Here is a 26,747-nt window from a genome sequence, read left to right as displayed (position 1 = left end):
GGGGGGGGGGTCGCCCCCACCCGCGGGTTGGTCCCCCCCCCCGCCCCCCCCCCCCCCCCCCCCCCCCCGCCGGGGGGGGGGCCCCCCCCCCCCGCGGCCCCGCCCCCAACGCAAACCCAAGGCGCTACGCGAACCCCCACCCCACAGCAACAGGCCGCCGCAGGCACCCCGCTCAGCCCCCGGACGTGTCCAGCTCCGCGTCCTCCCCGACCCCCGCGCAGTCATAGGGGTCCTTCAGCCAACCGTCCGGCAGCACCACCCGGTTGTTCCCGGACGTACGCCCACGCGGCCCATCGGCCCCCACCGGCCACGGCTGATCCAGATCCAACTCATCCAGCCCAGAGCGCAGTTCCTCCAACGACGACGTGATCGCCAGCCGCTTCCGCATCTCCGAACCGACCGCGAAGCCCTTCAGATACCAGGCCACATGCTTACGGAAGTCGATGACGCCACGCGCCTCGTCCCCGATCCACTCCCCGAGCAACGTGGCATGCCGGACCATGACGTCGGCCACTTCCCGCAGCGCCGGACGCGCGATGCCCGCCGTACGCCCCTCGAACGCCGCGACCAGATCCGAGAACAGCCAAGGCCGCCCCAGGCACCCCCGCCCGACGACCACCCCGTCACACCCGGTCTCCCGCACCATCCGTACCGCGTCCTCGGCCGACCAGATGTCGCCGTTACCGAGCACAGGAATCTCCGGCACGTGCTCCTTCAGCCGAGCGATGGCATCCCAGTCCGCCGTGCCGCCGTAGTGCTGAGCCGCCGTACGCCCGTGCAGCGCGATGGCCGTCACGCCCTCCTCCACGGCGATCCGCCCGGCGTCGAGGTAGGTGATGTGATCGTCGTCGATGCCCTTGCGCATCTTCATCGTGACCGGCAGGTCCCCCGCCCCACTCACCGCCTCCCGCAGAATCGCCCGCAGCAGATTCCGCTTGAACGGCAGCGCGGACCCCCCACCCTTCCGCGTCACCTTCGGCACGGGACACCCGAAGTTCAGGTCGATGTGATCGGCCAGCCCCTCCTCCGCGATCATGCGGACGGCTTTGCCGACCGTGGCCGGATCCACTCCGTACAACTGCACCGAACGAGGCTTCTCGCTCTCGTCGAAGTGGATCAGCTGCATGGTCTTCTCGTTGCGCTCGACCAGCGCCCGCGTCGTGATCATCTCGCTGACGAACAGCCCCTTGCCCCCGCTGAACTCACGGCACAGCGTGCGGAAGGGCGCGTTCGTGATCCCGGCCATGGGGGCCAGGACGACGGGCGGCTGAACAGTGTGCGGCCCGATCCGCAGGGGCGAGGCGACGGGCGAGACGGTCATGGACATCCACCCATTCTCACGCACCGGACAAGGTACAGCGAAACTCATTAGTTAGGCGTACTATCCAAGGATGCCGGAGCTCAGCCCTCGCCGCCGCCTGATGGTCCTCGCGATCTGCTGCATGAGCCTGCTGATCGTGAGCCTCGACACCACGGCCCTCAACGTCTCCCTGCCCGCCATGCAGCGGGACCTCGACGCGAGCACGTCGGGTCTGCAGTGGACGATCGACGCGTACACCCTCGTCCTCGCCTCCCTCCTCATGCTGGCCGGCTCCACGGCGGACAGAATCGGCCGCAAGCGCGTCTTCATGGCGGGCCTCGTCCTCTTCACCATCGGCTCGGCCCTGTGCTCCGTCGCGCCCGACCTCGACTGGCTGATCGCCTTCCGGATGGTGCAGGCGGTGGGCGGTTCGATGCTCAACCCGGTGGCGATGTCGATCATCACCAACACCTTCACGGACCCGCGCGAACGAGCCCGGGCGATAGGCGTCTGGGGAGCCGTCGTCGGCATATCGATGGCCGCGGGTCCGCTGGTCGGCGGCCTCCTCGTCGACGCGGTGGACTGGCGCGCGATCTTCTGGGTCAACCTGCCGGTCGGACTCGCCGCCCTCCTCCTCACCTTCCGCTACGTCCCCGAGTCCCGCGCCCCGAAGGCCCGCCGCCTCGACCCGGTGGGCCAGCTCCTGGTGATCACGCTGTTCGGCTCACTGACGTACGCGATCATCGAGGCGCCGAACGCCGGGTTCACGGCGGTGCTCCCGTTCGCGATCGTCGCCCTCGCGGCCCTGCTCGGCCTCCTCCGGTACGAGCCGCGCCGCGCCGAGCCCCTCATCGACCTGCGGTTCTTCCGGTCGGCGCCGTTCAGCGGGGCCACGGTGATCGCGATCGGCGCGTTCGCGGCGCTGGGCGGGTTCCTGTTCCTGTCGACGCTGTACCTGCAGAACGTACGAGGGCTGGACGCGCTGCACGCCGGGCTGTGGATGCTGCCGATGGCGACACCGATGTTCCTGTGCGCGCCGCTGTCCGGACGGCTGGTCGGCAGCCGGGGGCCTCGGCTGCCGCTGCTGATCGCCGGTACCGCGATGACGGCGAGCGCGGCGATGTTCGCCCTCTTCGACGCGGAGACGTCCGACGTCACGCTGGTCATCGGGTACGCGGTGTTCGGGATCGGGTTCGGGTTCGTCAACGCGCCGATCACCAACACGGCCGTCTCCGGAATGCCGCGGGCGCAGGCCGGCGTCGCGGCCGCCGTCGCCTCCACGAGCCGTCAGATGGGGCAGACGCTGGGGGTGGCGGTGGTCGGTGCGGTGCTGGCGTCCGGGGTGGGGGCGTCGTCGTACAAGGACGCGTTCGTCTCCGCCGCCGTACCGGGATGGTGGATTCTCACCGGGTGTGGGCTCACGGTCCTCGTCGTGGGCGCGGTGACCAGTGGCCCGTGGGCCCGCCGTACCGCTGAACGTACGGCTCAGAGGCTGGAGTCGGCTGAGATTCGCGATGCGTCGAGGGTTGTCGCGTAGTCGGGCGTTGGACGGCTACAGGTGGGCGGGGATCGCGCCCACGCGGCGGAGCCGCACATGTCACAGCCCCGCGCCCGCCTCGCGGAACTCCGCGGACTCCGCCCGCAGCCTCTTCAGCAGCATCTTCCAGGCGGGCTCGGCCAGGTGGCCGGCCATCGCGGCGCGGAAGCGGGCGGCCATGAGGCGCTGGGTCTCCTCCAGGTGGACGATCGAGGAGCGCCACTCGTCCTGCGTGTACGCGCGCTCACCGAGGGCCGGGCGGCGGGCTGGCCGCTGTGGACGTGGCTGTCGCTGGCGGCGTTCCCGTTCGTGGCGTGGGCGTTCTACGCCGTGGAGCGCAGGGCGGACCGTCAGGGCCGTACGCCGCTCGTGCCGCCGAGCCTGTTCCACCTCCTCTCCCTCCGCCGCGGCCTGGTGATGATCGTGCCGTTCTCGATCGGCTTCAGCGGCTTCATGTTCGTGGTCACGGTGGCGTTGCAGCAGGGCGCGGGGCGGGGCCCGGTCGCGGCGGGGCTGGCGCTGGCCCCCATGGCGGTGGTGTTCTTCTTCGTCTCGCCGGCCGGTCCACGGCTGGTGGCCCGCTACGGCACCCGGGTCGTCACCGCCGGTGCGGCGATCCAGGGGGTGGGCGTGGCCCTGATGGCGCTGGCCGCCTGGCGCTCCTGGCCGCACCTCGGCCTCGTCGAACTGCTCCCCGGGGCGGCGATCGCCGGTGCGGGCCAGGCCCTCCAACTCCCCGTCGTCTTCCGGATCGTCCTCTCCGAGGTGCCGGCCGCGCGGGCGGGCGTGGGCAGCGGGGTGATGATCACGCCCCAGCAGTCGTCGTTGGCCCTGGGTGTGGCGACGCCGGGCACGCTCATCCTCTCCCTGGTCCCGGCGACGGGCATGCGTGACGCCCTGGTCACCACGCTCCTGGGCCAGTTGGCCGGAGTGGCGCTGACGGGGCTGCTCAGCCTGCGTCTGCCGCGCACGATCGGCTGACCGACTTGTGAGGGTGTGGCCACAGGTTGGTCAACTCGCGAGGGAGGAGTCCCTGTTGATGTTGGTCTTGCTGCACACTCCTTGCTGCGCACGGCCGCTCGGGGCCGGGCACGCGGACTCGATGTCCTCGGACGCTGGAGGCGTCATGCTGGAGATCAACACGAGCAAGGTGAGCCGCTGGGACCACCACGGACGCGAGCACGTCGTACGGGTACAGCGCAAGGGCGCACAACGCACGATCAGATGTGACACCTGTGGTTGGCGCCAGGGCGCGCAGTTCCTGCCGTGGCTGAAGGCGGAGGAGCATCTGGCGGAGGCGCATCAGGCGACGGTGGACCCGACGGAGACGGGATCGGACGGGTGACGCCGATGACGCGCATCCGCCGGTACCGCACCGAGGACCGGGACGCCGTCGAGGACATCTGCGTCCGCACGGCACACGAGGGCGGCGACAGCCGGCCGTACTACCGGGACCCCGGCATCTTCCCGACGACCTTCGCCATCCCGTACGTCGTCCTCGAACCGGACCTCGCCTTCGTCCTGGACGACGGGACGGGCCGGGCGGTCGGCTACATCCTCGGCGCCGCGGACACGCCCCGCTTCGTCGAGGACTTCCGCACCAAGTGGCTCCCCTCGGCAGCCGAGCGCTACCCCGAGCCGCCCGAACCGTCCGAGGCGCCCGAACCGCCGAGCACCCCGGACGAGGCGATGATCCGGCTCCTGCACCACCCGGAGCGCATGCTCGTTCCGGAGGTCGCCGCCTACCCGGCCCACCTGCACATCGACCTGCTCCCCGCCTGGCAGGGACAGGGCCACGGCCGCGCCCTGATGCGCACCCTGTTGCAGGCCCTCCAGGACAAGGGGGTCCCGGCCGTCCACCTCTCGATGGTCACGGCCAACACCCCGGCCAGGGCCTTCTACGACCGCCTGGGCTTCCACGAGATCGCCGTCCCGAACCCCGGCCCGGTCACCTACCTCGGGCGCACGACCGCCGCCAACTCGCCCTCGACGCCCGTCTGATCGGCCATTCCCTACTTGCCGGAACGGACGGAACAACCGGAACGAACGGAACGACCGGAACGAACGGAACGAACGGAACGACCCACCGGCCCTAACGCCCGAGGCCCGCGACCGCCACGGTGGCGGCCTTGGCGATCAGCGCGTCGCGGCGCTCGGCGCCCTCCTTGCCCCGGGTGGACATGACCGCCATGACGATGGGATTGCCACCGTCCTCCGGCCACAGCACGGCGATGTTGTTGCGTCCCCCGTACCCGGCGCTGCCGCTCTTGTCGGCGACCTCCCAGCCGTCCGGGACGCCCGCCCGGATGAGCGTGCCTCCGGTCATGTTCGTCGTCATCCACCGCCGGAGCAGCTCGCGTTCGTCCCGTTTCAGGGCGTCGCCGAGCAGGAAGGCCCGCAGGCTTCCCGCCATCGCGCGCGGTGTGCTGGTGTCGCGGATGTCGCCGGGCCTGCCTTCGCTCATGTCGGGCTCGTACCGGTCCATCTCGGTGACGTCGTCGCCGAGGTCCTCCAGCACCTTCTCCAGGCCGTCGGGGCCGCCGAGTTCGTCGAGGAGCAGGTTGACGGCCGTGTTGTCGCTGTACCAGAGGGTCGCGGCGCACAGCCCCCGCAGGCTCATGCCCTTCTCGACGAAGTTCTCGGACACGGGCGAGTCCGCGACCACGTCGTCGCGCGAGGCGGTGACCACCTTGTCGATGCCGTCCGTCCCGAACTTGCGGAGGATGGCACCCGCCGCCAGCGCCTTGAACGTGGAGGCGTACGCGAACCGGTCGTCCGCCCGGTACCCGACCGTCCGGCCCGTGCCGGTGTCCAGGGCGTAGACGCCGAGCCGTGCGTCGAACTCCCGCTCCAGTGCCTGGAATTCACCGGCCGTGGGCTTGGTGGCCGGCGTCGGTGACGCGGATCGTGCCGCACCGGCCGGTGAACCGGCCCCGGACGCGGTCTGCTGACCGCACGCGGGAAGCGCGGCGAGGGCGAGTAAGCCTGCTGCCGCCCAGGCGGCGCTCCGACGGACGCGAAGCGAATACGTCATGGGAGGGATCTCCAAGCAATCGAAGGGGTAACGGAACCGCCGCCACTCTCCGGCCTTTCAGCGGCCGGGGTCCAAGACCCGAACGCTCGATTCCATGCTGTTTTGGCATAGTGGGGCCCGTGGATCTTGTCGCGGCATGCCGGGCGTTCGTCAGTGTGAGCGAGCACGGCAGCTTCACGGTGGGCGCGGCGGCGGCCCGGACGGCCCAGTCGGTGGTGAGCCGCCGCATCGCCGCGCTGGAACAGCGCCTCGGTGAACGGCTGTTGGACCGGTCCTCGCGGACGGTGACGCTGACGCCCTTCGGCCGGGACATGCTGCCGACGGCGCGGCAACTGGTGCGGCTCGCCGACCGATTGGAGCACGAGGCGGAGGCCGCGCGACGCCGACCGCTGCGGCTCGCCGTACCCGCCGGCTGCCCGACCGCCGCCGTGGCCCGCCTCATCGCCGAGGCACACGAGCAGGGGATCCTCCTCGACCCGTTCCCCGCCGGACCGGCCGAGCGGGCCGACCTCGTGACGTCCCGGCAGGTGCGTGCGGCGCTGCTCGCGGTGGCCCCTACGGAGGCGACCTGGACGGTTCCGCTGGGTCTGGCGGTCGCGCAGGACCCGGGCGGCGGACCGATCTACCTGGACACCCTGCGCCCCGGCCGCGCCGACCGCGACCGGCGGCCCCGGCGCGTGTGGCTCCAGCCGGAGGACGACGTACCGCACGTCGGCGACCGGCTCGCCCGCCTGCGCGACGCGGTCGGCCTACGCCCGGCCCAGCTGACCACCGCCCCCACCCTGGCCACCGCCGCCGCGGACGTACTCAGCCACGGCGACGCCCTGCTGTGCTCGGCCGCGCAGGCCCGCGAACTCGGCCTCCACTGGCGCCCCGTCGGCGAACTGGGCCCCGCCTTCGCGCGCGGGTTCTCGCTGGCCGTGGCGGACGAGTCGGACACCGACGCGGTCCGCGTACGCCAGACATGCGCCCACGGCATCGCCCACTGCCTCGACGCGACGCAGCCCTCGGAGCCAGCCGCATGACCACCCGCACCAAGAGACCACGCCGCACCCCGCACACCCACCCGCGCGACACCACCGGACCGCACCCGGCCCAACCGACCCTCGCACCACCCCTGGCCACCGCCACGCCGGACACACTCAGCCACGGCGACACCCCACCGCACCCGACCGCACAGGCCCACGACCCGCACCCTCACCCGCACCGGCGAGAACCCTCGGAGCCAGCCACATGACCACCCGCACCGAGAGACTGCTCGGGGATCTGCGCCGGGACCTGCGCGAGGGCGGGCTGTTCGGCTCGTTCCTCGTCCGGGACCTGGAGACCGGCGACGAGATCGGCATCGACCCCGACATCGAGTTGCCCGTCGCGTCCCTGGTGAAGATCCCGCTCGCCCTGGTGACGCTGGAACGCGTCCGGCGCGGCGAACTCGACGGCGCCAAGGTGATCGAGGTGCCGCCGGGCCGGATCACCACGCCCGGCCCGACCGGCCTGAGCCGCTTCCGTCACGCGGCCCACATCGCCGTGGAGGACCTGCTCTACCTCAGCACCTGCATCAGCGACAACAGCGCCGCCGACGCCCTCTTCGAGCTCACGCCGCCCGACGAGGTGGGCGCGGTCCTGCACGAGTTGGGGCTGCGCGGCATCGCCGTACGGCACACCATGCGCGAGCTGATGGAAACCCCGGTGGAGCGTTTCGACCCGGCGGACGTACACCTCGCGCACGCCCTCGCGATCGACGCCGGCACCCCGGGGCGCGGCCACCGGGTCCCCCAGCTCGACGTCTCGCGCGCCAACACCGGGACGGCACGGGCCTTCGTCGACCTGCTGCAAGCCCTCTGGCAGGCCCGCCCCCGAACCGAGGACGGACCCGGCACCGAGGACGGCGCCGAGCCCTCGGCGATGGCGATCCACCCCGACGTCGCGGCCCAGGTACGCGGCTTCATGGCCAACAACCTCGTCCGCAACCGCCTCGCCCCGGACTTCGACTCCGACGCCTCCACCTGGTCGTCCAAGACCGGCATGCTGCTCAACCTGCGCCATGAGGTCGGCGTCGTCGAACACGCCGACGGCCAGAGCTACGCGATAGCCGTCCTGACCGAGTCCCGGGTGGCCGCCGGCCGCCAGCCGGGCGCCGACGCACTCATGGGCCAGGTCGCCCGGCGCCTGCGCGACGAACTGCGCTCGAGGTGGATCTAGAGACTCCCGAACGCTACCGGGCCGTGACCGCCAGCTTCGCCCCCAGCGCCACGAACGACCCGGCGAAGCCCCGCCGCAGCCATGTCATCACCCGGGGCCGGGAGGTGACCTGCCTGCGGACGGAGGCCGCGAGCACCCCGTAGGCCGCGAAGACCGCGAAGGTCACCAGCATGAACACCCCGCTGAGCGCCAGCATGCGCGGCAGGGCGTTCGCCTCGCCCGGATCCACGAACTGGGGCAGGAACGCGAAGAAGAAGATCGTCAGCTTCGGATTGAGGAGGTTGACCAGCACGCCCCGCAGGATCACGCGCCCCGAGGAGCGCGGCGCGGCACCCTCGTCGACCGCGATGGCGTCCTTGTCCCTGAGCGTCGCCCACGCCATGTACAAGAGGTAGGCGACACCGGCGTACTTGAGGAGTTGGAAGGCCGTCGCGCTCGCGTGCAACAGCGCGGCGACCCCGGTGATGGTGGCCAGCATGTGCGGCACGATCCCGAGCGTGCACCCGAAGGCGGCGACGACGCTGGCGCGACGGCCGCGGGAGAGACCGGCGGCCAGGGTGTAGACGACGCCGGTGCCGGGGGTGGCGACGACAACAAGGGTGGTCAACAAGAACGCGATACTCATGGCCGACACCCTGCGGCCCCGGGCACCCCGGGTACAGGACCAATCGCCCGCCGTCTACGAGGACCAATGCGCCTCACCTGAAAACGCCGGTTCCCCGCACCCACCCAAGGGGCGCGGGGAACTGCGCGACAAGCCACGACGAACCCGCAGCCGGCGGATCACACGAGCCAGGCGGACGCTGACCCGTCCAACCACCTAGCAGCCGATGAGACGTCCAGCCAGGTAGCCCTCGATCTGGTCGAGAGACACCCGCTCCTGCTTCATCGAGTCCCGCTCACGAACCGTGACGGCGTTGTCCTCAAGCGTGTCGAAGTCAACGGTCACGCAGTACGGCGTACCGATCTCGTCCTGGCGACGGTAGCGGCGCCCGATCGCACCCGCGTCGTCGAACTCGATGTTCCAGTTCTGCCGCAGCGCCTGCGCGAGGCCCTTGGCCTTCGGCGACAGCTCCGGGTTGCGCGAAAGGGGAAGCACGGCCACCTTCACCGGGGCCAGACGGTGGTCCAGACGCAGCACCGTCCGCTTCTCCATCTTGCCCTTGGCGTTGGGCGCCTCGTCCTCGACGTAGGCGTCGAGCAGGAACGCCAGCATCGCCCGCCCGACACCGGCCGCCGGCTCGATGACGTACGGCGTCCAGCGCTCGCCGGCCTCCTGGTCGAAGTAGGAGAGGTCCTGGCCGGAGGCCTTGGAGTGCGCGCCGAGGTCGTAGTCGGTGCGGTTGGCGACGCCCTCCAGCTCGCCCCACTCGTTGCCGCCGAACTGGAAGCGGTACTCGATGTCAGCGGTGCGCTTGGAGTAGTGGGAGAGCTTCTCCTTCGGGTGCTCGTACCACCGCATGTTCTCCTCGCGCAGGCCCAGGCCGGTGTACCAGTTCCAGCGCTGCTCCATCCAGTACTCCTGCCACTTCTCGTCCTCGCCCGGCTTGACGAAGAACTCCATCTCCATCTGCTCGAACTCGCGGGTGCGGAAGATGAAGTTGCCGGGCGTGATCTCGTTGCGGAAGGACTTGCCCATCTGCGCGATGCCGAACGGCGGCTTGCGGCGCGAAGTGGTCTGCACCTGGGCGAAGTTGGTGAAGATGCCCTGGGCGGTCTCGGGGCGCAGGTACGCGATCGAGCCGGAGTCCTGCGTCGGGCCGAGGTGGGTGGAGAGAAGACCCGAGAACTGCTTGGGCTCGGTGAACTGGCCCTTGTTGCCGCAGTTCGGGCAGTTCACATCCGCGAGGCCGTTCTCCGGGAGGTGGCCCTTCTTGGCCTCGTACGCCTCCTCCAGGTGGTCGGCGCGGAACCGCTTGTGGCAGGAGGTGCACTCGGTCAGCGGGTCCGTGAAGGTGGCGACGTGACCGGAGGCGACCCAGACCTCGGGGGCCAGGATCACGGACGAGTCGATACCCACCACGTCCTCGCGCGACGTCACCATGTAGCGCCACCACTGGCGCTTCAGGTTCTCCTTGAGCTCGACACCCAGCGGTCCGTAGTCCCAGGCGGCGCGCTGGCCGCCGTAGATCTCACTGCACGGGAATACGAAGCCACGGCGCTTGCTCAGGCTGACGATGGTGTCGATCTTGTCGGCGGCCACGGTGCTCTCTTCATTACGACGACGGGCGACGAAGCGAGGCGCTTCACAGCGAATGCTTCAGGGTACCGGCGGGGCCTCCCCCTCAACCAAATCGGTATCGCCATCCGTAGCGCTCCGTGGGCGGCCGCTCACGCTTGTTGACAATGGTTTCCACTTTTGCTGAAAATGACTGTCATGAACGTACGACGACACCACATATCCGGCGTTGCCCTCGCGGCCGTGACCGCGCTGGGCCTCGGCTCGCTCTCCGCCTGCTCCTCGGACAGCGCGGCCGCGGGCAACACGGACAAGTTCGACGTGGTCGCGTCGTTCTACCCGATGGCCTTCCTCGCCGAGCAGATAGGCGGCGACCATGTGAAGGTCACCAGCCTGACCAAGCCCGGCCAGGAGCCGCACGACCTGGAGGTCAGCGCCCAGCAGCGCGCGCAGATCGACGATTCCGACGCCGCCCTCTACCTGAAGAGTCTGCAGCCGGCCGTGGACGAGGCCGTTGAGCAGTCCGGCGTCAAGACCAAGATCGATGCCGCCACGCTCACCACGCTGGAGGACCACGGCGCCGTCGAGGACAGCCATGGGCACGAGGGCGAGGAGGCGCACTCCGAAGAGGAGGAGCACGCCCGCGACCCGCACATCTGGCTCGACCCGGTGAAGTACGCCGAGGTCGCCAAGGGCGTCGGCGCCGCCTTCGAGAAGGCGGACCCGGACCACGCGGCCGACTACAAGAAGAACACCGCCGCGCTGGTCAAGAAGCTCGACGCCCTCAACACGCAGTTCACGGACGGCCTGAAGAACACCAAGAGCAAGGTCTTCTTCACCAACCACGCCGCCTTCGGCTACCTCGCCGAGCGCTACGGCCTGACCCAGGAGGCCATCTCCGGCCTCGACCCGGAGAGCGAGCCCAGCCCGGCCCGGATCAAGGAGCTCCAGCAGGAGGCCAAGGCCGACGGCGTCACCACGGTGTTCTACGAGACACTGGTGTCCGACAAGACCGCGAAGACCCTCGCCGACGACGCGGGCCTGAAGACGGACGTCCTCGACCCGCTCGAGGGCATCACCGACAAGTCCAAGGGCGACGACTACTTCGCGGTCATGGAGGCCAACCTCAAGGCGCTGCAGACCGCCCTGGGAGCCAAGTGATCCATCAGGAGGACGGCATGACCGAGCCCGTCATATCACTGCGCGGCGTACACGCCGAGCTGGGCTCGCGCCCCGTCCTGCGCGGAATCGACCTCACCGTGCGCCGCGGTGAGGTCGTCGCGCTGCTCGGGGCAAACGGCTCCGGCAAGTCGACCGCCGTGCGCGGCATCATCGGCCAGGTACCGGTCGCCGCCGGCGAGATCGAGCTGTTCGGCACCGCGCGGGCCCGGTTCCGCGACTGGGCGCGGGTGGGGTACGTCCCGCAGCGCACGACCGCCGCGGGCGGCGTCCCGGCCACGATCACCGAGGTCGTCTCCTCGGGCCGCCTGTCCCGCACCCGCTTCGGCGTCCTGCGCAAGGCCGACCACGCGGCCGTGCGCCGCGCCCTGGAGCTGGTCGGGATGGCCGACCGCGCCAAGGACTCGGTGAACGCCCTCTCTGGCGGCCAGCACCAGCGCGTACTGATAGCCCGTGCCCTGGCCTCCGAGCCCGAACTGCTGATCATGGACGAGCCGATGGCGGGCGTCGACCTGGCCAGCCAGGAGGTCCTGGCCCGCACCCTCAGGGAGCAGGTCGCGGCCGGTACGACGGTCCTGCTGGTCCTGCACGAACTGGGTCCCCTGGAGCCCCTGATCGACCGGGCGGTGGTGCTCCGCGACGGCTGTGTCCTGCACGACGGCCCGCCCCCGAAGGCGGTCGGCCAACACGCGCTGCCCGGCCACGACCACGTCCACCCGCACGCGGCTCACGACGCCGAACCGATCCGGACGGGACTGCTGAGCTGATGGAGATCCTGAACTACGCCTTCATGCAGCGGGCCCTGCTCGCCGCCGTCCTGGTAGGCATCACGGCCCCCGCGATCGGCATTTACCTGGTCCAGCGCCGCCAGGCCCTGATGGGCGACGGAATCGGCCATGTCGCGATGACGGGCGTCGGCCTCGGCTTCCTCCTCTCCTGGTCCCCGGTATGGATGGCGACGCTCGTCTCGATCATCGGCGCGGTCCTCATGGAACTGATCCGCTGGTACGGCAAGACGCGCGGCGACATCGCCCTCGCGATGCTCTTCTACGGCGGTATGGCCGGCGGCGTGATGTTCATCAACCTCGCACCCACCGGCTCGAACGCGAACCTCACCTCCTACCTCTTCGGCTCCCTGTCGACGGTGAGCGAGTCGGACGTGACCGCGATCTGTCTGCTCGCGGCCTTCGTGGTGCTGGTCACGCTCGGCCTGCGCCGCCAGCTGTTCGCGGTGAGCCAGGACGAGGAGTTCGCGAGGGTCACCGGTCTTCCCGTCCGCGCCCTGAACCTGCTGACGGCGATCACGGCGGCCGTGACGGTGACGGTCGCGATGCGCGTCGTCGGCCTGCTGCTGGTCAGCGCGCTGATGGTGGTGCCGGTCGCGGCGGCCCAGCAGCTGAGCCGCAGCTTCGCGGCGACGTTCGCGATCGCCGTCGCCATCGGCGTCACGGTGACGATCGGCGGCACCGTGACCTCGTACTACCAGGACGTGCCGCCCGGCGCGACGATCGTGCTGCTGACCATCGGCGCGTTCATCGCGCTGACGGCCCTGGCGACCCCGCTGGCCCGCCGCAGGGCCCGCGCCCTGGCTGCCGCGCACCCCTCCGGCGACCCCGCGGAGTGCGCGATTCCGGCCAGCCGGGGGACCGACGGCAAGGTGAGCGTCTGACCGCTCTCAGTCCGGGCTGGCACAATGGCCCGGCAAGGCGCAGACGTGAGGAGGAACCGGTGACGACCGCAGGACCGCCCGTGAAGGGCCGAGCCACTCGGCAGCGGGCCGCCGTGGCGGCGGCCCTTGACGAGGTCGACGAGTTCCGCAGCGCGCAGGATCTCCACGACATGCTCAAGCACAAGGGCGACTCGGTCGGGCTCACCACGGTCTACCGCACCCTGCAGTCCCTGGCCGACGCGGGCGAGGTCGACGTCCTGCGCACCTCCGACGGCGAGTCGGTGTACCGCCGCTGCTCCACCGGCGAACACCACCACCACCTGGTCTGCCGCGTCTGCGGCAAGGCCGTCGAGGTCGAGGGCCCGGCGGTGGAGAAGTGGGCGGACGCGATCGCGGCCGAGCACGGCTACGTCAACGTGGCGCACACGGTGGAGATCTTCGGTACGTGTGCGGAGTGCGCCACGGCTTGAGCCGCTGAGGGTTTTTAGTGCGAGCGCCGCACGCTCTGCTGCGCCAGGTACCGCAGTCGCGTGCGGTGCGGGGTGTCAGGAAGCAGGTCCAACAACTTTTGCGCCTGCCTGGCATAGGCGTGCGCGACTGAGCGAGCCCGATCGAGCGCGCCGGTCTCCCGCACCAGCTTCCGCAACTCGGGGAAGGCCGCCTCCCGCATCCGGATCACGCCATACGGCGTCCAGGCGGGCCCGGCGCTCCGGACCGGCGTGTTCGTGGGCGAGCAGCACCGGCAGGGTGGGCCGGTGGTTACGCAGTTCGCTCGCGGGGTCCTTGCCGACGTCCTGCGGGGAGCCGTCGTAGGGCAGCAGGTCGTCGCGGATCTGGAACGCCATCCCTAGGGCCGTACCGAAGCCGTCGAGCGCGTCAGCGTGTTGGCCGCCGCCGCCAAGTTGCGCACCGAGCCGGCAGGAGAGCCCGAAGAGTACGGCTGTCTTCAAGCGGGCCATCTCCAGATAGCGCTCCCGCCCGCAGGTCAGGTCGTCCTCGATCTCCAGCTCCATGGCCACGCCCCTGGCCATGGCTTCCGCGGTGACGCTCATGCCGTGCCATGCCATGTTGACCTGTTCCGCGCTGTTGCCGCGCGTCAGGCATTCCGTGAGGCACTGCATGGCGGACATGTAGAGGGCGTTGGCGAAGCCCTGACCGAAGCGGCGCGGTGCGGTGTCCCGGCCCCGCCGCTGCTGGTCGCCGTCGATGATGTCGTCGTGCATGAGGCTGGCGACATGGATCATCTCCATGGCGACCGGCGGGCAGCACGGCCTCCGGCGATCCCCCCGCAGAACCGGCGCTCTCCAGGACCAGCACCGGCCTGAGCAGTTTGCCCGGCGGCAGCAGGGCGTGCTGCTGGATACGGGCGAGGGCATCGTCGTCGGCGCCCGTGACGCGGCGGGTGAGCTCGGCGCCGGCGGCTCGGTGGGTGGGCCACTGGCGGATGTCCTGGGGCGTCTTGGTGGGGGCGTCGGCCGTACGTGGCTCGGGTACGGTCGCCGACTGCCGCAGCGTCACCAGCGCGAGCCGCTTGAGTTCCGCCTTGCGGATGTGCGGGACGCGGCGCAGGACCGCGGGCAGATCGCTGGTGACGGCGTCGAGGTGGGACCGGTGCAGGGAGCCCATCGCCTCGATCGCGGCCGCGCCGTACGGGGGGAGTCCGGCGGCCAGTTTGTCGCCGTAGGCGAGGAGTTCGCGGGCCTGCGCGGCGGACCGGCGCAGCGCCTCCAGCACGCCGGGGGTGGCGCGGCGTTCGAGAAGTTCCGAGCGATCGGCCCCGCAGGCGCGCAGCATTTCATCGGAGATCCCGGCCCAGCCGCGCGCCAGGTCCTGGGAGAGGTCCCGGAGATTGTCCACCCGGTCAAGGCCGGCACCGAAGGCCATGGCGAGTTCGTCGAGGACAGGATCGTCGCTGGGGCAGCCGAGCAGAGAGGGACATCCGGACGGGGGTGCCAGCGACGCCTCGGGCCAAAGCGGAGAGCTCTTCCTCGGTGGTGAAACGGGTACGGCCGAGGTCGGCGCGGGTGGTAGTGATGAACTCCTCCACCGGCTGCCGGGGAAGCGGAAAGCGGGTGATGGCGTGCACGAGGGCGGCACGGACGGGATGTTCGGAGGTACCGGCGCTGATCTCTTCGAGCAGCAGTCCGGTCTCGCGGTCGAAGCGGCCCGGGCTGGACATGTCACCGTCGTCGGCCAGGTCGTCCACCCACCGCACGAGTCCTCCCACGGCGGCCATCGCGGGGCGGTGTCGCGCGGGCAGCAGGGCGCCCGGCATGGCCATGCCGCGGTCGGTCTTCAGGGCCAGTTGGAGGCAGGTGCGGTACGAGTTCCGCAGCCTGGTGTCCGTGATTCCGGAGGCCGTTAGGCAGTCATTGAACTTGTCGATCTCCCAGCGAGCCACGACGCTGCCTTTCTTCTTCTGAGTACGGGGCCGGGGCCCAGGTAACGGTCATCGTGCCGCCCGTGGAGAGCAGCAGAAACCCGAGGAACAGACCGCCCAGGTTGGCCATGACGAGACTGACGAAGGCGGCGGCGAGGGCGAGGACGCCGGGGAGGATGCGCCGGCCGGGAGCCCACCAGGCGAGGCCGCCGGATGCCAGGCCGACGGCACACACAAGCCACCCGGTGGCCCCGGCGAGCCCGGAAAACTGAACCAGCCCGAGTCCACCCCAAGTGGTCCATACGCCCTCAAGCCCACCGACCATGATCAGTAGCCCACCCCAGAACGGCCGGGACCGACGCCACACCGCCCAGCTCACGAGCAGCCGTTCCCGTCACGGCTGACGCCGGCGTGGAAGCCCTGGGCCGACATGGTGGCGGCGGTGTAGGAGCGCGGCTTGATGGTGACCTGCGAGGCCTTGAAGGAACCGGCGGTGAGTTCGAAGGGACGCGAGGTCTCGGAGCCGTTGGCTTCCACGTCCAGCCCGGCGTCGGACATGGACAGACGGGAAGCGGACAGCCCGGCGGCTTCGATGGTGAACCCGGATGCGGTCATGGACTCCATGCCGATGTAGACGATGAACCGCCCGGCGAGAGGGAGACGCACGGGGGACGTGAGGCACACCCGCTCGGCCCGAAAGTCCTTGAACAACTCGACGAACGCAGCGTCGGACTTGCCACCGGGGGCGAGAGACAACCCGGAGACGGAGACACGATCAGTGGTGATGGTGACGGGCGCCCGCCCGGCAAGAGACACCTCGACGGCACCGGCGTTACCACTGACGACCAGAGCAAGGGCGGCGCCGTGAACGGCCGCCAGCACAGGGACGCAGTACCGCCACCGAACCCGCCGCTCCCCCAGTCGGACTTTCCGCAAGGACACGGCCGGGTGAGGGGTCGGCAAGCCCTGCTGATTCAAGACGGGTATTTCGAGCCACTTTGCCGCATTCATTACCAACGTGCCCAGCCTGAAATGCCTGGAAGTTCCATGCCGGCGGAAACCTTCCGCCTCATTTCGACGCCCGGAAGGCCGTGAAGACGCACATAGGGTGAGGTATGCGCTTTTATCTGGTTCGCGGTTCCCTTGATGTGGTGACGGTGCGGTGATCGGAATGCCCGTGTCGATGGGCGTGCCTCCGGTACGATCTGGTTATGTCTGACGGACTCCCTTTGAGTGAGGTATTGGCGAGCCTTCGCAGGGAACTCGCCATCGCTCACGGCCAACGTGATCCGCTCATGCCATTACAGGTAAAGGCGATCGAGGTTGAGCTCACGGTCGAGGTGGCCAAACAAACCGCGGCCGACGCGGGTATCAGCTGGCTCGTGGTCGCCAAAGGAAGTAGAACTTCCGCGTCAACGCACTCTCATAAATTGACGCTCACCCTGGATCCCGGTTTCGTCGATTCCAACGGGAACCGGGGCGAGCTTCCGGTCACGCCCTCGGTGCTGATCCGGGATGACGGCTGAAATGGCCGAGACCCGCACCGCCCGAGTGGCCAAAATCAGATTCGATGCGGCCGACGGCCGAGTGTTCCTCGGCAGCGGGTTTCTGCTCGCCGACGGCCTCGTCCTGACCGCCCAGCACGTCGTGACGAAGGCGTACGAGTACGCCGGCGGCCGCGTTCCCGCGCGGCGGTTCACAGTCAAGCTGGAGGGATCCACGTCGGCGGCGGTCGCGGAGATCGTCCCGCTGGAAGCCGACGGTCTCGACGCCGCGCTGCTCATTGTCCCCGACTTGGACGCGCCCAGAGGCACCGCCGCCCTCGGAGGCACCCACCACGGCGCCCAGGCGCTGGAGAACTGCCGCATCATCGGATACCCGGTCGCGGGCATCGAATCCGGCTCCGCGTCGCCCAAGCCGATCGTCGTGCGGGTGAATCTCGCCCCGGTGGCCGGCGACGACACGGCGCTCGCGATTCAGGTCATCGACCCGACGCCGCGGGCCGACGAGGATTGGGGCGGGATCTCGGGGGCGGGCGTGATCGGCCCGGGCGGGCATCTGCTGGGCATCGTGACCAGCGTCCCCAGGCAGTGGAACGGCCGCCTGCGCGGCGTCTCGATCGCCGAGATGAAGTCGGCAGCCCAGCGGTACGCGGCGACTGCACTCGAACCGCTGCGGAACCTTCCCCTCGACGATCTGTCGGTGCGGCCGCCGGTCTTCCGCGCCGAGAACTGGTCCAGTGACCCGCCGCGGCTGTCCGACGCGAGCCTCTTCGCCTTTGTGAACTACCGGTTCCGCCAGGTCGAGTTCGTCAACGACGGCCAGAGCGAAGCGGTGCTCGACCGCATCGTCGGCTGGGCGAACAATCTGCCGCCGAGACCGGATCTGAGGATCGCGCGGCTGACCGGTCCGGCCGGGGTGGGCAAGTCCAGGATCGCCGCCGAGGCCTGCCGGAGACTCACCGGGGACCTGAGCACGACGTGGCAGGCGGGATTCGCCGACTACGACAAGCTCTCCGGCACACACAGCTTCGCCACGCCGCATTTCATCGTCTTCGACTATGCCGAGCACCAGCACGAACTGGTTGGCGCGTTCATCGAGAACCTCTTTGAGCAGGCGATCAATGCCGGCCACCTCGGCGCCTCGGTCCGGCTCCTCGTCATCACCCGCAGCGAGGATGCCTGGCCGGGGCAGCTCCGTCCCCGCAATGTCGATCTCCCCTCGCTGCTCACCGGCTCCTTCGACCTGACCACACAGGCGTTCGATGAGCCGGATGTCCGCGAACGGCATGCCGAAGCCGCCTATCGCTCCTTCAGCAGGGCCATCGGCGGACCGGACGCGCCACGGGATCTGCCGTCCGAAGAGCTCCGGCGGATCGCCGAGTACGACCGGCCGCTGCTCGTCCACGTCGCCGCCTTGCTGGCGGCCTCCGGCCGGGCTGTGCCCATCTCCGCCGCCGACGACTCGGCGCATCTGCTCCTTGACAGGCTCATCGACCTCGAAGTCGGCCGTCTGACCAGGTCGAGCGGGGCGCATACGGACGGCGCGACCGCGCTGGCGGATCGCGGCCGGGCGATGCAGGCGCTCTGCGTCGTGACACTCACGGCTCCGACTGTGCAGGATCTCGTGGAACTGCTGGAATCAACGCCCGCTTTCCAGGACGAGCCGGAGTGGTCCCGCGGGAACGTCGCCAACGCGCTGCACCGCCGCTACCCGGCCACAGTCGTCGCGGACGGAGCCTCGGGCGCCCTGGTCGCGCCGATCGAACCAGATCTGATCGCCTCTCACCTGCTCGCGACCGCGGAGGGCCGAGCCGCTCTCGTCGAGCGGCTCGTCGTTTCGCGCGCCGTCGCCGCGCACCCGGCGTATCTCGCGCGCCTGCTGAACTCCCTCGCGCTCGCCGCGGACGACTACCCCGAGGTCAGTGACGATCTCAGAAGCCACCTGGGGCAATCCCTCGCTCAACTCGTCGACAGCGCCGACGCCTCGCAATCGCTCTCGGAACTGCTCCAGGCGCATCTGCGGCGCCTGGTGGACGTCGCCGTGGAACTCGCCGGGCGGCAGGACCTGAGGGCGGCACGGCAGCTGACCACCGCACTCGGCCTGCCCTATCTGACCGGGGCGGATGTCATCAACGAGGCCGCGTATCACGCTCACTTCACCGTGCCGCACCCGCACGATGCGCTCGACGGGCTCTCGGCCGCGCTCGCGGCTCGGGGTGTGGTTCACCGAACCGCCTCGGGTGAACCGGAGGACATGTATGGCATCTACCTGAACTACGGTGCCCGCCTGCGCTATCTCGGCGAGGCGACCCGAGCTCTGAACGCCACAAGGAGCGGAATCGGCTACCTCGAGGAGGCGGTCGCAGCCGGTCGGCGAGACCGGCGGGCAACATTGGCGACCGCGCTGCACAATCTGGCCGGCGCTCTCGCGGCCGCCGGCGAATACGACGAAGCCCTGCGCACGGCCGAACGCGCGGTGGACTACCTGACCGAGCTCGTCGCCGAAGACCGTAGGAAGCACCTCCACTTCCTGTCGCTTGCGCAGGCCCAGTACAGCGGTGAGTTGCGCAGGGCGGAGCGCGCGGCCGAGGCGCTCACGGTGTCCCGCCAGGCGTTCCAGGGCTGCGAGGAGCTGGCCCACTGGGGCTACAAGGCGTACAAGGCTTATCTGCCGTACATGACCCAGATCACGGGAATGCTCGCCGACGCCCTCGCCGACAACGATGAGCCGAACGAGTCCCTCATGCTGCACCAGTACAGCACCTTTCTCGCCGAGGAACTCGTCGACCAGGACAGGGCCGCGTCCCTGAGCGAGCTGGCGGTCCAGACCGACGGACTCGCCGTGAGCTATTACGTCCTCGGCAGAATGGACGACGCGGTCGCCGCGATCTCCAGGACCGTCGCGGTCTACGAGGAGCTTGTCGAGGACGGCGAGGAGCGCTATCTCCGCCCTCTCCTGAGAGCGTACGAGACGGCGGTCAGGTTTCGCTGTGCGGCGGGGCAGGATCTCGAAACGGCCCTGCGGATCTGCAACGACGGACGTGCCATCGCCGAGAACCTGGAGCAGACCGGCCGGGAGCTCGTGGGGAATCTCGGTATGAGGCTCCGGATGACGGACACCGATCTCGGCTTCAAGTTCTCCCGGGCGATCGATCAGACGATCGAGATCCTGATCGACCTGGCCCAGGGTCGCCTGAGCGGGGATCCTGACTTGCCGAAAAAAGGGTCATCGATCGTGTTCGACGGAACCGACGTGGATCCGGCGACGCTCGCCGGACTGGAGGAACTCACGCAGAGCATGGGGCCGGGCGACAAGATCTACGTCTATACCGACAACAGCCTGCTTCTCCCGCGCCTCCAAAAACTCCTGGAGTTCATCCGGTCGGAACCGGTGATCCGGATGCGCGTGATGCGGATGCTCGCGGATTCGACGAACGAGACGAACGAGGGACTCGAAGCCTGCCTGCGGGCTCTGCCCAGCGTCGCGAAAGCCCTCCAGGCCGACGCCGTCGATGGCGCGGGCCAGAAGCAGCTTCGCGAATTCCTGGAGGACCACGAAACCCTCGCACACCTGGATCCGGACGACCGGGCGCACTGGGGGTCCTTCAAACTGGCGGTGGGTGCCCTCGGCATGCTCGGCGGGCCGGCCGTGAGGCTCGGGGCGAATTCCGAGACATTCCGTGTCATCGTTCCCGGAATTCTCCGCTACACATATCTGGCCGGTGACCGTCTGGCCGGGCTCACCGCCGGATGGTTCGTCAAGAGCGTGTGGAAAGGCGTCCTGGACCCCGATCATCGGGACTTCATCGCGCTGAACGACCGGTTCGCCGGGAACGTGTTCGCCTCAGGTGATCACGGGCGAGCCCTGGCCCTCTGGAAGGACGTGGTCGACCGGCGCGAGCGGGTTCTCGGGCCGGATGACCGGCGCACGATCGTCGCCACCGGCAACCTCGCCGTCTGCCTCCTCACGTTCGCCGAATTCGATCAGGCGGCGGCTCTCTTCGAGTCGGCCATCGGACGCGGCGATCGAGTCATCGGGCCAGATGACCCCGACGTGCTGCGGCTGCGGAGCAATCACGCCGGACTGCTTTTCAGACGCCGGCGATACGACGAGGCGCTGGCGCTCCAGCAGGACCTGTTGCGCAGATACACGGACATCCTCGGCGCCGACCACCAGGAAGCACTCAGCGTTGCGGGCGACCTGGCCCTTACCTTGCGGGCGCTCAGGCGATACTCGCAAGCAGAGGTTCTGGCAGAGGTCACCCTGGAGCGGGCCATGCGGATATTCGGGGTGGGGGATCGGCGAACGCGGCGATACGAGGAGAGGCTCCGACGGATCAATGAACCGCTCGAAGCCGACGAGGACGACGCGGAAGACGAGGACTGAGCGTCAAACGTCGGCCGGGCTGAGTACGTCAGCCCGGCCGACGTCACCGTCAGTCCTCCGTCCGCCCCTCCATCGCCAGCAACTCCTCATTCGGGATCGCTCCCCCAAAACGCCGGTCACGCGACGCGAACTCCAGACAGGCTCGCCACAGGTCACGTCGGTCGAAGTCCGGCCACAGCACGTCCTGGAAGACCATCTCGGCGTAAGCGCTCTGCCAGAGAAGGTAGTTGGACGTACGCTGCTCACCACTCGGCCGCAGGAACAGATCAACGTCCGGCATGTCCGGGTAGTACATGTACTTCGCGAAGGTCTTCTCATTCACCTTCGAAGGATCCAGCCGCCCGGCCTTCACATCCTCCGCGAGGGCCTGCGCGGCATCCGCGATCTCGGCCCGCCCGCCGTAGTTCATGCAGAAGTACAGCGTCAGCCGGTCGTTGTCCTTGGTCTGCTCCTGCGCGACCTGAAGCTCCTTGGCGACCGACTTCCACAGCTTGGGCATCCGGCCGACCCACCGCACCCGGATCCCCAGCTCGTCGAGCTGGTCCCGGGTCTTGCGGATGAAGTCCCGGTTGAAGTTCATCAGGAAGCGCACCTCGTCCGGCGACCGCTTCCAGTTCTCGGTGGAGAAGGCGTACAGGGAGATCGCCCCCACACCCATCTCCACCGCACCCTGCAGAACGTCCAGCACCCGCTCGGCACCGACCTTGTGCCCCTCGGTCCGCGGCAGCCCACGTTCCTTCGCCCAGCGGCCGTTCCCGTCCATGACGATCGCCACATGGTTGGGGACGAGCTCGCCAGGGAGCTTCGGCGGGCGGGCACCGGACGGATGCGGCTCCGGCGTCTTGTACTCGCGGCGCCGACGCCCCAGGAACCCACTCACGGCCATGTGCTTCTCGTCTCCCTTGCTTCTACTTCTCGACGTAGCGAAGTGAGCGCAGCCCGCGCTCCAGGTGCCAGTGCAGGTAGGCGGACACCAGCCCGCTGCCCTCCCGGACGTACCGCGCCTCGCAGGCGTCCGCGGTCTCCCAGTCTCCCGTAAGCAGCGCGGCCAGCAGCTCCAGGGTCTGCGGCGACGGTACGACGCTACCGGCCACCCGGCAGTCGACGCAGACCGAGCCACCGGAGGCCACCGAGAAGAAGCGGTTCGGCCCGGGCATCCCGCACTTGGCACAGTCGCTGAAGGAGGGGGCGTAGCCGTTGACGGCGAGCGACCGCAGCAGGAAGGCGTCGAGAACGAGGTGCGGCGCGTGCTCGCCACGGGACAGCGTCCGCAGCGCGCCCACGAGCAGCAGGTACTGCTGCACGGCAGGCTCACCCTCGTGATCGGTGAACCGCTCGGCGGTCTCCAGCATGGCCGTCCCGGCGGTGTACCGCGCGTAGTCGGTGACGATCCCGCCGCCGTACGGCGCGATGGTCTCGCTCTGCGTGCACAGCGGCAGCCCGCGCCCGATCAGCTCACTCCCCCGCGCGAAGAACTGCACGTCGACGTGGGAGAAGGGTTCGAGCCGCGCCCCGAACTTCGACTTGGTCCGCCGCACCCCCCGGGCCACGGCCCGCACCCGCCCGTGCCCACGAGTGAGCAGGGTGATGATCCGGTCCGCCTCACCCAGCTTCTGGGTCCGCAGCACGATGCCGTCGTCCCGGAAGAGACTCATCGCACACCCCCGCGGGCTTTCGGCCGGGGGTCCGGGGGTTGCCCCCCGGGACAGCACAGCATGATCCGGTCCGCCTCACCCAGCTTCTGGGTCCGCAGCACGATGCCGTCGTCCCGGAAGAGACTCATCGCACACCCCCGCGTCCCCCGGGGCAGCACAGCATGATCCGGTCCGCCTCACCCGGCTTCCGGGTGCGCAGCGCGATGCCGTCGTCGCGGAACAGACTCATGGGGTCATTCTCTCGTACGGCAGGAGTCAGCGGGCGCGGTCGGGGTGGCTGATGGCGTCCCAGGGGGCGAGGTTCCAAGGGCTGGAACGATTCTCCGGGTCCAGCAGGGAGCGCAGGTGCGCGTCGGCGACGTCCTGCGGTGCCGCGAAACCGGCGTCCTCCGTGCCCCGCAGCCCGTCCCGCCACACCTTCCGCCCGAGCAGATAGTGAGCGGCGTACTCCCGCCACGAGCCGTACGTCCCCGCCACCGCCGGCACGATGTTCTTCAGCGCGGTCCAGGCCTCGGACTCGCCGATCAGCCCGCCGGCGAAGCCACGGCGGGCGATGTCGACGTACAGGGCAGCGTCCCAGGCGAGCGGCGAGACACCGGTGAGCCGGTACGCCCGGGCCCGGTAGCCGCTGCGGGACAGGTCGTCGAGCCGGCCGGCCAGCTGCTCACGCGAGGTGATCTCCCACTGGTCGGCCAGCCAGCGCCGCGCGCTGTCGTCGTCGATCCGCGTGAACGGGTACAGCGTGGTGCGCGAGGCGCCACGGTCCCGGCTCACCGGCGCGCTCAGCGACACCATCCACAGCTGGTGCGAGGTGAGCGGCACGGGGTAGCGGCGGGACGCCTTCGCGCCACGTCTCCTCCATCTCCACAAAGCCATGCCGCCGCACCTTACGTGCCCACCGTTACGTCAAGGAACCTCACCCCGGCTGCGTGCGTTCGCGTACGCCGTCGCCGCGCGCAGCCGCTCGGCGGGGCTTGCCGTGCGTACGGACGCCGGCTCGGCGTCCCACTCCTTGCCGCCTCCGTACGGTCTGAGTTGGACGTACGGTCCCTCGTGACCCATGACGATGCCGATTCTCCCCGAACGAGTGTCGACGACGTAGGCGCCGATCGGTGGCTTCATCGCAGGACCGCCGCGAGGCGCTGCGCGGTCTCGACGGAACAACGGCCCAATTCGACGAGCGGGCAAGGGGCTTCACGCGCAAGACTCGCCGGATCGATCCGGAGTGTCGGAAGCGTAATTCCTGCCTTCTCCAGCGCCGCCCGCAATTCCTTCACTGCTTCCTCCGCTTCTTCGACGCAGCGCGCCGAGTGTCGTGCCGTCACGTCACTCCCCTCATATTTGGGTTTCACCCTTTTCATCTCCATGGTGACCTGCGACGCCTACACTCGGCAGGAGTCTGTGCCCTACAAGTGCAGGGCAGTACAAGGGGGTTGGCCATGGCCAATGGTTCGCGTCAGGCGGCCTGGGAGTTCTTCGGGTCCGAGCTGAAGCGACATCGGGAGAACGCGGGGCTCACTCAGGTGGAGTTGGGCTTGCGGGTGTTTGTCTCCGGCGGATACATCGGGCAGTTCGAACAGGCAATTCGAAAGCCGCAATTGGATGTCGCCCAGCGGATTGACCAGACGCTACAAACCGACGGTATTTTCGAGCGGATGTGGCGACGGCTGATCAATGACCAGAGGTACGCCGATTACTTCGCCAGGGTCGTGGAGCTGGAGCGCCTGGCCACGAAGATCTGCGAGTTCGCGCCTGCACTGGTGCCGGGCCTGTTGCAGACGGCGGGGTACGCGCGGGCGGTGACCCTGGCTATGAACCCGTTCGCGACAGACGAGCACATCGAGGACAAGGTGTCCGGCCGACTGGAGCGCCAGCACATCCTCAAGGACGCTACAAGGCCCGTGTATTGGGTCGTACTCCACGAGAACGTGCTGCGCATCCCGGTTGGCGGCCCTGCGGTCATGGCGGAGCAGCTTGAGCGCGTGGCAGCGATGGCACGGGAGCGGACCCTGCTGGTGCAAGTGCTGCCGTATGCGGCAGGCGCGTATGCCGTGATGACCGGCGACCTGAAGCTCATGGAGTTCGAGGACGCCCCGCCCACCGCCTATACAGAAGCGGTGTATTCGGGGAACCTCCTCGACGATCCGGCTGTGGTGAAGCGCGCGTACACGGCATACGATCTGCTGAGGGCCGCCGCACTGTCGCCAGAGGCGTCCCTGGTCCTGATCGAGCAGGCGGCGGAGGAGTTCAGACGATGCGCGAGTACGACCTGAGCAACGCCCGCTGGCGCAAGAGCTCCTACAGCGACGGCAACGGCGGAAACTGCATCGAGGTAGCCGACGGAGTCCCCGGCACCGTCCCCGTCCGAGACACCAAACTCGCCTCGGACAGCCCCGTACTCCTCATCCCCGCCCCCGCCTGGAGCAGGTTCCTCACGTCCCTGAAGTGACCCTCGGCAGCGGAGGACCACAGACGATGCGCGAGTACGACCTGAGCAACGCCCGCTGGTGCAAGAGCAGCTACAGCAACGGACAAGGCGGCGACTGCGTCGAGGTCGCGTACGACTTCCTTGACGCCGCCCGCTGGCGTAAGAGCACCTACAGCAACGGCGAAGGCGGGAACTGCCTCGAGGTAGCCGACGGAGTCCCCGGCATCATCCCCGTCCGAGACACCAAACTCGCCTCGGACAGCCCCGTACTCCTCATCCCCGCCCCCGCCTGGCAAGGCTTCGTCACCTCTCTGAAGTGACCCTCGGGACCGGGTCCGGCTCCGGGTCGGCGTCCCGGTCGGGGTCCGGCTCCGTCGCCGCCCACAGTTCCGCGAACTGGCTGATGCGGTCCTCGATGTGGTCCGGCTCCGCCCTCAGCCAGGTGCCGTCCGGGTTGGACTGAAGGTCCGGCTTGGTCTCGTAGCACATCTCGCCGTCGAAGATGATGAAGTCGTTCACCCTGGGGTTGGACTCCATCAGTGACCGCACGGCGATCCGCGCCTCGATGCCCCGCCTGCGCTGGTCCTCGCACAGCGCTCTGAGTTCCGGCGTGACCTCCTCCGGGACCCGTACGACGAACAGGCGCCGGATCTCCACGCCCCGCCTCCTGATCGCCTTCTCCTGCGCGGCGAGGTACCGCTCGGCGGGCCCGCTGGTCCAGAACTCCCGGTCCACCGAGGTGCTGGTGGCGTCGAGGGTCATCTTGACGCAGTCGGTGATGTCGATGAGCCACTCGTGGTTCTCGCCGGGGCACTCCGCGCTGCCGCTGCCGAGCCCTTCCATCGTCTTGGCGAGGCGGCCGAGTTCCTTCTCGGCGAAGGCCTGCACGATGTCGCCGCCCTGCTCACGGACCTTGGTGTAGCCGAGGACCAGCCGGGTCACCTCGTCGGAGCGGAGCACCGAACCGTCGACCTGGCTGAACAGCGTCGTCGCGGCGAGGATCTCGTTGAAGCGGGTGTCGACCTTCTCGAACCGCTCCCCGAAGTCGATCAGGTACTGCACGATCAGTGCCGCGCTGCCGATGACGATGGACGCCACCCACTGCCAGATGTTGCCGTCGTCCTGGTCCAGGATGCTGGTCAGCAGGAAGGCCCCACCCGCCGCCGAAGCGGTGATCAGGATCCGCCAGAACATCTTGGGCATGCGCGGCTCCGGGCGCGGTGGGTGACCGTTGTTCCCTGTGCCTAAGGGCGCTCCGTTCATTTCTCATCCCCCGTGTCTGTATGCGGTTTCGG

At 69.3% G+C, this 26,747-nt stretch carries 27 protein-coding genes and 3 pseudogenes; 15 read left to right on the top strand and 15 right to left on the bottom strand.

The genetic code is table 11. The annotated features are described in order from the left end of the window. Window positions 1-172 precede the first annotated feature (172 nt). Window positions 173-1,327, bottom strand: coding sequence for a tRNA dihydrouridine synthase DusB (dusB, locus tag ACIREI_RS30645; protein WP_403339554.1), 1,155 nt, complete (start codon window positions 1,325-1,327; stop codon window positions 173-175). 64 nt (window positions 1,328-1,391) lie between these two features. Here dusB and ACIREI_RS30640 point away from each other — a divergent pair, with 64 nt between their 5' ends. Beyond that, entirely contained in the window at window positions 1,392-2,837 is a 1,446-nt protein-coding gene (locus ACIREI_RS30640) for an MFS transporter (protein ID WP_403339551.1), read from the top strand. Window positions 2,838-2,912: 75 nt separating this feature from the next. Here the strand turns inward: ACIREI_RS30640 and ACIREI_RS30635 are convergent. Continuing rightward, window positions 2,913-3,077, bottom strand: a pseudogene (locus ACIREI_RS30635) (XRE family transcriptional regulator); the annotation flags it as partial. A 3-nt stretch (window positions 3,078-3,080) separates the two neighbouring features. Here ACIREI_RS30635 and ACIREI_RS30630 point away from each other — a divergent pair. From ACIREI_RS30630 to ACIREI_RS30620, 3 genes and pseudogenes are all read left to right on the top strand, one after another. Beyond that, a pseudogene (locus tag ACIREI_RS30630) lies at window positions 3,081-3,818 on the top strand (MFS transporter); the annotation flags it as partial. Between the two features lie 145 nt (window positions 3,819-3,963). Continuing rightward, window positions 3,964-4,182, top strand: coding sequence for a hypothetical protein (locus ACIREI_RS30625; protein WP_403339549.1), 219 nt, complete (start codon window positions 3,964-3,966; stop codon window positions 4,180-4,182). A 5-nt stretch (window positions 4,183-4,187) separates the two neighbouring features. Continuing rightward, on the top strand, window positions 4,188-4,838 hold the full coding sequence (locus ACIREI_RS30620; RefSeq protein WP_403339546.1) for a GNAT family N-acetyltransferase: 651 nt from the start codon (window positions 4,188-4,190) through the stop codon (window positions 4,836-4,838). Between the two features lie 91 nt (window positions 4,839-4,929). Here the strand turns inward: ACIREI_RS30620 and bla are convergent, their stop codons facing one another. Then, window positions 4,930-5,871 (bottom strand): class A beta-lactamase, encoded by a 942-nt coding sequence (bla, locus tag ACIREI_RS30615; RefSeq protein WP_403339544.1) that lies wholly within the window; start codon window positions 5,869-5,871, stop codon window positions 4,930-4,932. 119 nt (window positions 5,872-5,990) lie between these two features. On the opposite strand from bla, the gene ACIREI_RS30610 reads away from it, so the two are divergent. After that, window positions 5,991-6,896 carry a LysR family transcriptional regulator gene (locus ACIREI_RS30610; RefSeq protein ID WP_403339541.1) on the top strand — a complete coding sequence of 302 codons (906 nt, stop codon included), beginning with the start codon at window positions 5,991-5,993 and terminating at the stop codon, window positions 6,894-6,896. Between the two features lie 208 nt (window positions 6,897-7,104). Beyond that, complete coding sequence (locus tag ACIREI_RS30605; protein WP_403339539.1) at window positions 7,105-8,073, top strand: serine hydrolase; 969 nt, start codon at window positions 7,105-7,107, stop codon at window positions 8,071-8,073. Window positions 8,074-8,086: 13 nt separating this feature from the next. On the opposite strand, the gene ACIREI_RS30600 is transcribed toward ACIREI_RS30605, so the two are convergent. Both ACIREI_RS30600 and ACIREI_RS30595 read right to left on the bottom strand, forming a co-directional pair. Beyond that, a complete protein-coding gene (locus tag ACIREI_RS30600) occupies window positions 8,087-8,698 on the bottom strand; it encodes a LysE family translocator (RefSeq protein ID WP_403339537.1) in 612 nt (203 codons plus the stop codon). Window positions 8,699-8,893: 195 nt separating this feature from the next. After that, window positions 8,894-10,276, bottom strand: coding sequence for a glycine--tRNA ligase (locus ACIREI_RS30595; protein ID WP_403339534.1), 1,383 nt, complete (start codon window positions 10,274-10,276; stop codon window positions 8,894-8,896). 174 nt (window positions 10,277-10,450) lie between these two features. On the opposite strand from ACIREI_RS30595, the gene ACIREI_RS30590 reads away from it, so the two are divergent. Genes ACIREI_RS30590 through ACIREI_RS30575 form a run of 4 tightly spaced genes read left to right on the top strand, consistent with a single transcriptional unit; the run spans window position 10,451 to window position 13,570 of the window. Next, complete coding sequence (locus ACIREI_RS30590) at window positions 10,451-11,413, top strand: metal ABC transporter substrate-binding protein (RefSeq protein WP_403339531.1); 963 nt, start codon at window positions 10,451-10,453, stop codon at window positions 11,411-11,413. A gap of 17 nt (window positions 11,414-11,430) precedes the next feature. Beyond that, window positions 11,431-12,198 carry a metal ABC transporter ATP-binding protein gene (locus ACIREI_RS30585; protein ID WP_403339529.1) on the top strand — a complete coding sequence of 256 codons (768 nt, stop codon included), beginning with the start codon at window positions 11,431-11,433 and terminating at the stop codon, window positions 12,196-12,198. After that, on the top strand, window positions 12,198-13,100 hold the full coding sequence (locus tag ACIREI_RS30580; RefSeq protein WP_403339527.1) for a metal ABC transporter permease: 903 nt from the start codon (window positions 12,198-12,200) through the stop codon (window positions 13,098-13,100). Before ACIREI_RS30585 ends, ACIREI_RS30580 begins: the two co-directional genes overlap by 1 nt. Window positions 13,101-13,159: 59 nt before the next feature. After that, window positions 13,160-13,570 carry a Fur family transcriptional regulator gene (locus ACIREI_RS30575; RefSeq protein ID WP_403339524.1) on the top strand — a complete coding sequence of 137 codons (411 nt, stop codon included), beginning with the start codon at window positions 13,160-13,162 and terminating at the stop codon, window positions 13,568-13,570. Window positions 13,571-13,645: 75 nt separating this feature from the next. Here the strand turns inward: ACIREI_RS30575 and ACIREI_RS30570 are convergent, their stop codons facing one another. From ACIREI_RS30570 to ACIREI_RS30555, 4 genes and pseudogenes are all read right to left on the bottom strand, one after another. Next, window positions 13,646-14,344, bottom strand: a complete 699-nt coding sequence (locus ACIREI_RS30570) for a polyprenyl synthetase family protein (protein ID WP_403339521.1) — start codon at window positions 14,342-14,344, stop codon at window positions 13,646-13,648. Between the two features lie 358 nt (window positions 14,345-14,702). After that, window positions 14,703-15,336 (bottom strand): annotated as a pseudogene (locus ACIREI_RS30565) (phytoene/squalene synthase family protein); the annotation flags it as partial. 133 nt (window positions 15,337-15,469) lie between these two features. Then, the gene (locus ACIREI_RS30560) at window positions 15,470-15,859 is read right to left on the bottom strand and encodes a DUF6114 domain-containing protein (RefSeq protein ID WP_403339518.1); all 390 of its coding nucleotides are present in this window, start codon (window positions 15,857-15,859) and stop codon (window positions 15,470-15,472) included. After that, the gene (locus ACIREI_RS30555; protein WP_403339515.1) at window positions 15,856-16,362 is read right to left on the bottom strand and encodes a hypothetical protein; all 507 of its coding nucleotides are present in this window, start codon (window positions 16,360-16,362) and stop codon (window positions 15,856-15,858) included. The genes ACIREI_RS30560 and ACIREI_RS30555 overlap by 4 nt, the downstream gene beginning before the upstream one ends. A 329-nt stretch (window positions 16,363-16,691) precedes the next feature. On the opposite strand from ACIREI_RS30555, the gene ACIREI_RS30550 reads away from it, so the two are divergent. Continuing rightward, window positions 16,692-17,006, top strand: a complete 315-nt coding sequence (locus ACIREI_RS30550; protein WP_403339512.1) for a trypco2 family protein — start codon at window positions 16,692-16,694, stop codon at window positions 17,004-17,006. A gap of 1 nt (window position 17,007) precedes the next feature. After that, complete coding sequence (locus ACIREI_RS30545; protein ID WP_403339510.1) at window positions 17,008-21,369, top strand: tetratricopeptide repeat protein; 4,362 nt, start codon at window positions 17,008-17,010, stop codon at window positions 21,367-21,369. Between the two features lie 49 nt (window positions 21,370-21,418). On the opposite strand, the gene ACIREI_RS30540 is transcribed toward ACIREI_RS30545, so the two are convergent. The 5 genes from ACIREI_RS30540 to ACIREI_RS30520 form a co-directional block, all read right to left on the bottom strand. Then, on the bottom strand, window positions 21,419-22,255 hold the full coding sequence (locus ACIREI_RS30540) for an isoprenyl transferase (RefSeq protein WP_403339507.1): 837 nt from the start codon (window positions 22,253-22,255) through the stop codon (window positions 21,419-21,421). 22 nt (window positions 22,256-22,277) lie between these two features. Then, window positions 22,278-23,024: a DNA repair protein RecO gene (recO, locus tag ACIREI_RS30535; RefSeq protein WP_403339504.1), complete on the bottom strand. Its 747-nt coding sequence runs from the start codon at window positions 23,022-23,024 to the stop codon at window positions 22,278-22,280. Window positions 23,025-23,279: 255 nt separating this feature from the next. Then, window positions 23,280-23,900, bottom strand: coding sequence for a DUF1266 domain-containing protein (locus ACIREI_RS30530; protein WP_403339502.1), 621 nt, complete (start codon window positions 23,898-23,900; stop codon window positions 23,280-23,282). A gap of 30 nt (window positions 23,901-23,930) precedes the next feature. Further along, on the bottom strand, window positions 23,931-24,146 hold the full coding sequence (locus tag ACIREI_RS30525) for a hypothetical protein (protein WP_369169242.1): 216 nt from the start codon (window positions 24,144-24,146) through the stop codon (window positions 23,931-23,933). Next, on the bottom strand, window positions 24,143-24,349 hold the full coding sequence (locus ACIREI_RS30520) for a hypothetical protein (protein WP_079052616.1): 207 nt from the start codon (window positions 24,347-24,349) through the stop codon (window positions 24,143-24,145). The genes ACIREI_RS30525 and ACIREI_RS30520 overlap by 4 nt, the downstream gene beginning before the upstream one ends. Before the next feature lie 114 nt (window positions 24,350-24,463). Here ACIREI_RS30520 and ACIREI_RS30515 point away from each other — a divergent pair, with 114 nt between their 5' ends. Genes ACIREI_RS30515 through ACIREI_RS30505 form a run of 3 tightly spaced genes read left to right on the top strand, consistent with a single transcriptional unit; the run spans window position 24,464 to window position 25,772 of the window. Beyond that, window positions 24,464-25,297 carry a Scr1 family TA system antitoxin-like transcriptional regulator gene (locus tag ACIREI_RS30515; protein WP_403339499.1) on the top strand — a complete coding sequence of 278 codons (834 nt, stop codon included), beginning with the start codon at window positions 24,464-24,466 and terminating at the stop codon, window positions 25,295-25,297. Further along, complete coding sequence (locus ACIREI_RS30510) at window positions 25,279-25,473, top strand: DUF397 domain-containing protein (protein WP_403339497.1); 195 nt, start codon at window positions 25,279-25,281, stop codon at window positions 25,471-25,473. Before ACIREI_RS30515 ends, ACIREI_RS30510 begins: the two co-directional genes overlap by 19 nt. Before the next feature lie 26 nt (window positions 25,474-25,499). Further along, on the top strand, window positions 25,500-25,772 hold the full coding sequence (locus tag ACIREI_RS30505) for a DUF397 domain-containing protein (protein WP_403339494.1): 273 nt from the start codon (window positions 25,500-25,502) through the stop codon (window positions 25,770-25,772). Here the strand turns inward: ACIREI_RS30505 and ACIREI_RS30500 are convergent. Next, window positions 25,756-26,655 carry a DUF6879 family protein gene (locus ACIREI_RS30500; protein ID WP_403339492.1) on the bottom strand — a complete coding sequence of 300 codons (900 nt, stop codon included), beginning with the start codon at window positions 26,653-26,655 and terminating at the stop codon, window positions 25,756-25,758. The genes ACIREI_RS30505 and ACIREI_RS30500 overlap by 17 nt on opposite strands. Between the last annotated feature and the right edge of the window lie 92 nt (window positions 26,656-26,747).

This window comes from Streptomyces sp. NPDC093591, from assembly GCF_044764885.1.
Classification (GTDB): Bacteria; Actinomycetota; Actinomycetes; order Streptomycetales; family Streptomycetaceae; genus Streptomyces.
This window is presented reverse-complemented; position numbering and strand designations above follow the sequence as displayed.